General features: G+C 55.5%; 4 protein-coding genes. All 4 read right to left on the bottom strand.

Annotation, left to right across the window (positions count from 1 at the left end; translation table 11 throughout):
- Positions 1-103: 103 nt before the first annotated feature.
- Positions 104-766, bottom strand: coding sequence for an HAD family hydrolase (locus Q7U71_04910; GenBank protein ID MDO9391099.1), 663 nt, complete (start codon positions 764-766; stop codon positions 104-106).
- Positions 763-1,962, bottom strand: coding sequence for a tyrosine--tRNA ligase (tyrS, locus tag Q7U71_04905; protein ID MDO9391098.1), 1,200 nt, complete (start codon positions 1,960-1,962; stop codon positions 763-765). Before tyrS ends, Q7U71_04910 begins: the two co-directional genes overlap by 4 nt.
- Before the next feature lie 156 nt (positions 1,963-2,118).
- Positions 2,119-3,108, bottom strand: a complete 990-nt coding sequence (locus Q7U71_04900) for a hypothetical protein (protein MDO9391097.1) — start codon at positions 3,106-3,108, stop codon at positions 2,119-2,121.
- An 11-nt stretch (positions 3,109-3,119) separates the two neighbouring features.
- Positions 3,120-8,003: a C25 family cysteine peptidase gene (locus tag Q7U71_04895; protein ID MDO9391096.1), complete on the bottom strand. Its 4,884-nt coding sequence runs from the start codon at positions 8,001-8,003 to the stop codon at positions 3,120-3,122.
- Positions 8,004-8,178 lie beyond the last annotated feature (175 nt).

The following is an 8,178-nucleotide window of genomic DNA, read 5'->3' as shown; positions in this document are numbered from 1 at the left end:
TTAATGGTTATAATTAATTTCAGAAAATCATTGGCAGCTTTGTAAATTAATTAAAAGCAAAAACACAACAGCCAGAAACCTCTGCGTTTCTGGCTTGGGCCGGCTATGATCTTTTAATCTTTGACATTTTAACCGCAGGTTTACTTCCGGCAGCATCAAGCCTTACACCCTGGCCGGTTTTTTTGGATCTCAGGTCATTGACTATCCACAGGGCCGCGCCCAATAGGTCCTGGGCCAGGCAGTCCACCCCGGCCTTTTTAACCCAGGCTTCCCGGCCGGTTGACTTGCCGCTGAGCACCAGTATCTTTTTGGCCCCCATGTTGCGGGCGAATTCCATGTCGCTCTGGCTGTCTCCGATCATGTAAGAACGGGAAAGTTCTATGCCGAAATCTTTTTGGGCCGCCAGGGCCATGCCGATGCCGGGCTTGCGGCAGTGATGTTTCTCTTCGGGATGGTAGGGGCAGTAATAGATGGCATCCAGGCTGGCGCCCTGCCGTTTTAAGAGGGTTTTAAGCCGGCGGTGGATCATCTCCAATGTCTTGATGGTCAGATATCCCCGGGCCACCCCTGACTGGTTGCTGGACACCACCGTTAAAATATTGTTTTGGTTCAGCAGCTGGATGCCCTCGGCCGCCCCGGGCAAAAGCTTCACCTGCCCTGGAAGTTTGACGTAGTTGGTGTCGTAGTTGATGGTCCCGTCGCGGTCAAGGAACACCGCCGGCCTTAGGCGGTTGGCCTTGGGTTTTATGGGGCCGGCTGTCTTCATCTTTTCATCTTTACAAAATTTCTCTTCCCCACCTTGAGGATGGCCCCGTCCTTGATTTCCACCTCGGCGTCAACGCTGGTGATCTTTTGGCCGTCCAGTTGGACCCCGCCCTGCTCTATCAGCCGCCTGGCCTCGGAGCTGTTCTTGGCGCAGCCGGCCCCGGTGATCAGTTTTACTATCCAGACCTTGTCGGCTCCGGGGTCATGCTCGGTCAGGTTCTCCGGCAGTCCGCCGTTCCGGAACATCTGGTCGAACTCGGCCGAGGCCGCCTCCGCCCTGGCGGCGCCGTGATAGATGGTGGTGATGTCCCGGGCGACCTGGGCCTTGATGTTCCGGGGATTTTCCCCGGCTTCCAGGCGGTCTTTTATTTTCTTCAGCTGCTCGTCGCCGTAAAAGGCAGCCAGCTGGGCATAGGTCAAAATGGCGGAATCCGGTATGGACATGGTCTTCCCGAACATCTCCTTGGGGCTGTCCTTGATGGCGATGTAATTGCCCAGCGATTTGCTCATCTTGTTGACGCCGTCGGTCCCCACCAGGATCGGGACGGTCAGGACCGCCTGGGGCTCCATCCCCAGTTCCTGCATCAGTTCCCGGCCGGCCAGGAAGTTGAACAGCTGGTCGTTGCCCCCGGCTTCCACGTCGGTCTTGAGATGGACCGAGTCGTAGGAGACCATCACCGGATACAGGAACTCGTGCACCCCGATCGAGGCCTGGCTTTTGTGGCGCTTGCTGAAGTCGTCGCGCTCCAGCATCCGGGCCACGGTGAACTTGGAACTGAGGTTGATGACGTCGCTCAGGTTGAGCTTTGACAGCCATTCATTATTATAGGCCACCACGGTCTTGTCCCGGTCCAGCAGCAGGTACACCTGCTCCATGTAGGTGGCGGCGTTGTTTTGGACCTGTTCCCGGGTCAGCGGCCTGCGGGTCTCGGACCGTCCGGTGGGGTCGCCGATCATGGCGGTAAAATCGCCGATCACGAAAATGACCCGGTGCCCCAGGTCCTGGAATTCCTTCAGTTTCTTGAAACAGACCGCGTGCCCCAGGTGCAGGTCCGGAGCCGAGGGATCGGCCCCGTATTTTATGTTCAGGGGCTGGGAATCCTTTATGGCCTTCTCCAGCTTTAACAACAGGGCCTCCTCCGGCATCAGGTGCAGGGTCCCCCGTTTTATGATCTGCAGTTGTTCTTTGGCGTTCATGGTTTTTATGCTCGATATATTTATTTGATCCGGCAGTTTAAGCCTTGATTTACTTTTACATTTTATCATACTAACTTTTTGCTTGCAAGCATAAAACATAACAAAGCGCCGCCGGGAAGGCAGCGCTTTGCAGGAACGGCACCATGGTGATCGGTATCAAAGCTTAAAGCTGCAGCCCACCCGGTGGGAGCTGCCCAGCAGGTGGGGGGTATAGGCATAATCGAACCTCAGCCTCCAGACCTTCATTCCCCCGCCCCAGACCAGTTCGTTTTGATCCCGGCCCAGCCTGGCGGACAATAGATCACGGTAGCCTACCTCCACCCCCAGCCGGCCGTTTTGATAGCTTTGGCTTGAAGCTTCGGCCGATAATATCACCTGGCTGCGCCAGGGATAGACCGGCTGGGTGTATGCTATTCCGGCCTTGTATCCGGCCGGCCGGACATCGCTGTGCTGACTGGCGGTGTTCCACGAGATGCTGGTCCCGCCTATATCCTGGGCGGCCAGGCTCAAGCCTAGGGTTCCCCAGTTGGAACGCCCCACCACGGCCGGCTCCATCCCCACTATCACCTGGTTGGCCGATCTGGCGGCCAGCCACTCCGCCAGCCAAATCTTGGCCTGGAGTCCAAAATCAAGCCCCAGCCCGCTGGCCTGGCGGTCGTCCAGCTTGTTGGATATTATCTTGACGCTTCCCCCGGCCGAAAGCTTTAATGGTTTGCCCCAGGGGGCGGTTTCCCGTTGAAAAGCAGCCGAAAGGTAGACGGCATTCTCATTGTCGCCAAAGCTTCCGGTTGACAAGGACCCCACATCGTATGAAAAACGGGGGATATTGTCCACCCCCAGCCGGATCCAGCCCAGCCCCAGGCTCAGCCGCTTGTTCAAGGGCCAGGCCAGGCCCAGGAAATCATGGTTGGCCAGCCCTCCAAATAGCTGGGTGTGGCAGAACATCACTTCCGGGCGGACCAGGCCGGAAAGCCCGGCCGGGTTCCAGTAAATGGCGCTGGCGTCATCAGCCAAAGGCCCGTAAGCCCCTCCCAGGCCCTGGGCCCGGGCGCCCACCCCCAGGTTCAAAAACTCCCCGCCGTAACTTTCGGCGTTGGCCGTGGCGGCCGCGATCAGCAGCAGGGTGGTGATAATTATTCTTTTCATATTCATCATCCTTATCGTAAAACAGCCAGTTTTTCGGTCTTCTTCTGCTGTTTGTCCCCGTTCCAAACCTGCAGTGTGTAAAAATACACCCCGTTGGCCACTTTTTGCCCGGAATCATCGTCAACATCCCAGCGCAGGGTCTTGACGCCGGAGGCATACCCGCCATTGAAGGTCTTGATAAGCCTTCCGGCCACGGTGAATACTTTCAGCTCGTACTTGTCGGCATGGTCGCCCACAAAAAAGTAAAAAGTGGCATAGCTCCCGTCGACGGGAGTGGGATAACAGGCCAGCTCATACAGCCCGAACTGGGCGGCCACCGTCAGCTGCACCGAGACCGCCGAGCTGTTGCCCAGGTTGTCGCAGGCCCCGAACTCCAGATTATGCTGCCCGTCGGCCAGATACGGGGCATAGGCCAGGGGCACGCTGCTGTTGTCCTGGGGCTGGGTCGGCAGATTGTACTCATTGCGGGGAACCAGCGCCCCGTCCTTTTTCACCCAGACTGAATCCAGATTGATGCCGTTGGGATCCTCGATCAGCACCGAATACTGGGGTCGGGAAACCCTTACTTCACTGCCCCAGCCGGTAGCCTGCTGTTCCAGCCTGGCGGTGATCAGGGGAGCAGTGGTGTCGGTTCCGATCAGTGGCATGAAGGTGCCCAACGAATCCGAATTGCCCCAGACGCTGAGAGTATCGGCTCCGCCTGGAACTTTTTGCCATAATTCCTGCCGGGTATTGAATCTGTAAATGTTCACCAGGCTCAGGTCTTCGACCTCCCTCAACTGAGGCCAGCCCAGACTGACCCATAATTTCTTTCCATTGGACAGTCCCCGGGTTGAATCGGTAAGATTCACAAAATAGGCGTCTCGGAAGTCGTCCCCGATCATTTTCAATCCAGGCTGGCTGGCCGGATTCAGCGGTGAATATTGATCAAAGGGGAAGGCTCCCACTATCGAAACGGCGCTGTCGTTCAGACTGGAATCGGGCAGGTAATATCTGATCTGAGGGTCCGCTTGCAGCAATGTCACTGTATCGCCGCTTCCCAGAAGGCCCAATTGGCGGTAAACTTTAGTGTCTGGATACTTGGGCAGGTCAAAATAGTTCGAAGAAAAATGATTGTTGCTGGTATCCTGTTCCGGCGGCAGGATTTTGGCAAAGGGGTCTATGGAAAGTTCTATCGAGTCCCTCTCCCTTCCCGGGCCCATGGTCCAGGGTACAGCCACCACCGCCTTGGTTCCGGGCAGAATGGAATCCAGCATCACAGTCACCGAATCCGTGGGGGGAAGCTCGTTGTTGTAGCGGTAAATATGTATCGGGATGCTGTCCGCAGTAATTTCCCCGTTATTATGGATGTCAGCAAATATTGTCAGACGCCGTTTGCCGCCGAACCAGACATTGTCGTTACCGTTGATTTTTTTCTGGGTCGCCAGGTCGGAGCGGGTCAAAAGATGGTGATAACACCATTTGCTTACGGCTTTGGCAACCCCCGGTCCGGAAAGGCAGATTCGGTAATTAAGCACCGTATCGGAAGTCCCGGAATTGATGATCTTGTTTTTTAGTCTGTAGAAACCGGGAGCGGTGCTGTCCATCAATGTTGTTTGAAGTCCGCTCGTATCAGCCCTGCTGGAGGATGTTCGCCATTCGCACCAGACGCTGTCTATCCCCCCCAGGCTGGAAGCTCCGCTGACGATATCAACGCTGTCCACCAGATTGACCGGGCAGGCCGGCGTGGCGGTTGTGCCGTAAAAGACCGGCTGGCCGATCCCCATTTCTCCGCAGGCGGCCCAGCTGCTGTCGGCGTCCTTGACAAAGGCCTTCATCAGGGCCTTCCCTGGGACCATGGTTGGAGGAACCTGGACCCTTGCAGTCACCTTGCCTGCCGAGTCGGAGAACACAGAATAGCTGACTGCCGGATTGCCGGCGGAGTCGCAAAGGGAAAGCAGGGTGATGCTCCCGGCTTTGAAGCCACCGCTTATGTTAACCGTGACGGAATCTCCGGGCAAAAGCGAAGCCGGAAGCATTGCAATTTCAATGCCCCGGCGGGCAACAGCCAGGCGCATGCCGGGATCACCCAGCAGATTAAAGCTGGTTATCATTTCTCCCGGCTGTCCCGAAACCGTGCCGTATCTGGCAGCCATTTCAAACTTGGAACTGATCACAATGTCGCCAAAACGTGTAAGTTCATAATCATCTACTGCCCCAAAAAATGCCTTCTCTAAGGCCGGGGGCTCATTGAATATTCCCCATGACGGCCCTGAACTGGAAAAAACACCTATCGCCCCGCTGTAGGTCTTTAAAAGCATGGCCTGGGACAAGGACACTGTATCAGGAATGTCAAAAGCCCCGCTGTAGCAGGTGAACGCACACACAAACGGCCAGCGGCCCCAGTTATTAAGCATGGCCACCTCATCGATTCTAAAAAAACTGTCGTGGGACCATACCTGGCCGCCCCCGTGCCCGTTATACCCCACCAAAATAGATCCCTCATTGAACTGGTCTATCAGATCCTGGGTGGTGGCAGGATTGCTGTGATAGACCTTTGAAACAGTGTAACGGGGATCCAACATGGCCGCCAGTAGGTTGCTTTCCACGTCAAACGCGTCCCCGGGATTTGTATTCCTTCCGGCTATCAGCATAAAATCACGCTGCCACTGGTCCAGCAGAGGCTGCTGTTCATATGACAATTGCTTGGCTTCCCAGATCTGACAGTCGTTGGCAGTATAGACTGGGATCCTGCCCACCGCGATGTCCGGCAGTGAAGAGAATTGATCATCATCCAGTATGTCGGCATAATAATTGTCGTCTGCAGTCGGGCCAAAGTCGGAGGTCCGGGTCAGATGCACCGGTATTTTATCGGAGGAAGAATGCCCGGAAAGATTGCGGGGATCCCAACTGCCGCCGCCCAGCAGCAAAACATAGGCCGGCGGGACCTGCCAGGTCATAAATGCCTGGCGCAAAAATTCTTTGATCGGGTGGTCCGAGGGTATCCCATAGCTAAAGGCGTCGTAGATGTCGGATGCCAGTACCACCTTGGCCCCGCTATACTGTGTTCCCCGGATGGCGGCCAATCTTGTGGCCGGCGCCAGGAATTCTTCAGTGGTTATTATCAGATATTGGGATGACTGGGAGGGGTCCGTCAGGGCCGGTGCCGGGATATGGTTGGCAACAATGGCCTTGGGTTTCAGCTTGTGCTGGTCGTCATTTTGCACTGCAAAATAGCCGGTTTGGGCGGAAGCCCTGTCATCAAAGGTCAGCCTGTAGTCCACTCCGTCAGGATCCCGCACCACCTGGGTTCCGGTAATTTTGCTAATCCCCAGCTTATACAGGTCTATGCTCTGGCTCTCAAATCCGTCTATTTCATAACGGAACAGGCTGTCTGATCCCTGGGAAGGAGGCTTAAAAGCCAAAACTCCGCCATCGGCCTTATAGTTTCTAGAATATTCCAACTCCATCCAGTTGAAAAAGTAGCTGTCGATGGCACCCAGCGGACCGTGCCTTAGCACCAGCCGATTCTGGCCGTCGATCAAAACTGAGGGATCTAATGTCGCTCTAAATATGTTGGGGGCCTGACCGTCCCATCGGATATTATTGAACGAGGTATCGTCATTCAGAGTGGCAATGGCCCAATGGTCGTTAAAGGTGTCCGGCAGCAGGGCGGTGTATCCGTGAAAACCTAAGGACAGGGTAACGCTGTCGGCCGCTTCGGGGTCAGGCCCGGGGAGGAAGAAGTTATAAACCATGCTGTCGCCTTCATCAATCCGGCGCCAGAACCAGCGGTCGGTCTGATCGCTGTACTCGCTGTTCAGCCGGCAAAAAAGACTGTCCTTTTCCAAATGGACCTGATCCCGGAAGGATCCAGGCAGGACATAGTTTTGGCTTACCGGGCTTCCATCCTCCTCTATCATCCTGGCGCCGAAACTGCCTCCGGCCCCCAGCCAGTAGACATTGTTCCGGAAGTAGGGGTGGTAGTAACTGCTGTCCCCCTTTAAACGCTGGCCGTAGAACTCGAAATAATCCTCCGGATCAAACACTCCGTCAGCCTGCCCCTTGAAATAGATGGGAACTTCCCGGCCCTGATTGAACAATTTATAGCTGCGGGGATCGAACCATCCGGGATTGAGCCCGGCCTGCATCAAATCATAATAACCGATCTTATAAATACCTTCTTCCTCTATGAATATCTTGTAGGGAAGCGTGTCGGCCCAAACGCCTGATTTTGCTTGTTTAGAAGAAGATGGACGGGAGGCCCAGCCTATCATCTGATTTGGATTGGCGGCGCTTTTGGCAGCGATCCACCCTATCCCTGTTGCCAGCTGGGCGGATTTCCCCGATGCCAGCGGCTGGTCGCCCAGGCCGACGGGCCGGAACCTGATCCGGACTTTGATGCTTTTTACATATGACAAATTGCTGCCGGCCGGAGAGAACCGCACCGGTTTAAAGGAAATGAAAGCCACCTTGTGGAGGCCGGCCCTTACCGGATGGGAAATGGTGACCAGGTCTGCAGGATAGACCCGGCTTCCCCGGTAACAACCAGGGTCAGGAACAGTTTCCTTGTTGATCAATATTTCGGAAGCCGGGGCCGGAATCTTCTTATAGTTCACGGCCATGGCCGGTTCGGATGAAACTATCTCTGGGATGGTGTTGGGCGGAACCAATATCATCGTTCCTACTATCGGCAGGGCCGGCAGGCCGGGTTCGGCCAGGCCTGGGCAGCCCTGGGCCGAGACACGGAAATATTCCTTTCCGTTTATTAATACTTGCTCAAACTGTGGTTGGGGGCAGGAAAGCTCCACTATCACACCCTGTTCTGTGGATTCAAGCAGATTAACGCCGGCCCAGGCAGGATAAAGGGCCGCAACCAGCGTCAAGAAAAGCGGCATTATTATTTTATATTTCATATTTACCTCACCACCAATAATTTTCTGGTAACTGCGGATCCGCCGGATTCAGCCCGGGTAAGATACAGGCCGTTGCTGACCCTGACCCCGCTACCGTCCCTGGCATCCCATTCAAATTCATGCCGTCCTCCGGCCAATTCTCCCTGATACAACTCCTTCACCAATTGCCCGGCAA

Source organism: bacterium (assembly GCA_030655055.1).
Lineage (GTDB): Bacteria > Edwardsbacteria > AC1 > AC1 > EtOH8 > UBA5202.
The sequence above is the reverse complement of the archived record's forward strand: the minus strand, read 5'-3'. Positions and strand labels throughout refer to the sequence as shown.

What these genes read in the sequence shown, in the direction of transcription:
- tyrS (MDO9391098.1), bottom strand. Translation starts at nt 1,962, where the DNA reads ATGAACGCCAAAGAACAACTGCAGATCATAAAACGGGGGACCCTGCAC.
- Q7U71_04895 (MDO9391096.1), bottom strand. Translation starts at nt 8,003, where the DNA reads ATGAAATATAAAATAATAATGCCGCTTTTCTTGACGCTGGTTGCGGCC.
- Q7U71_04910 (MDO9391099.1), bottom strand. Translation starts at nt 766, where the DNA reads ATGAAGACAGCCGGCCCCATAAAACCCAAGGCCAACCGCCTAAGGCCG.
- Q7U71_04900 (MDO9391097.1), bottom strand. Translation starts at nt 3,108, where the DNA reads ATGAAAAGAATAATTATCACCACCCTGCTGCTGATCGCGGCCGCCACG.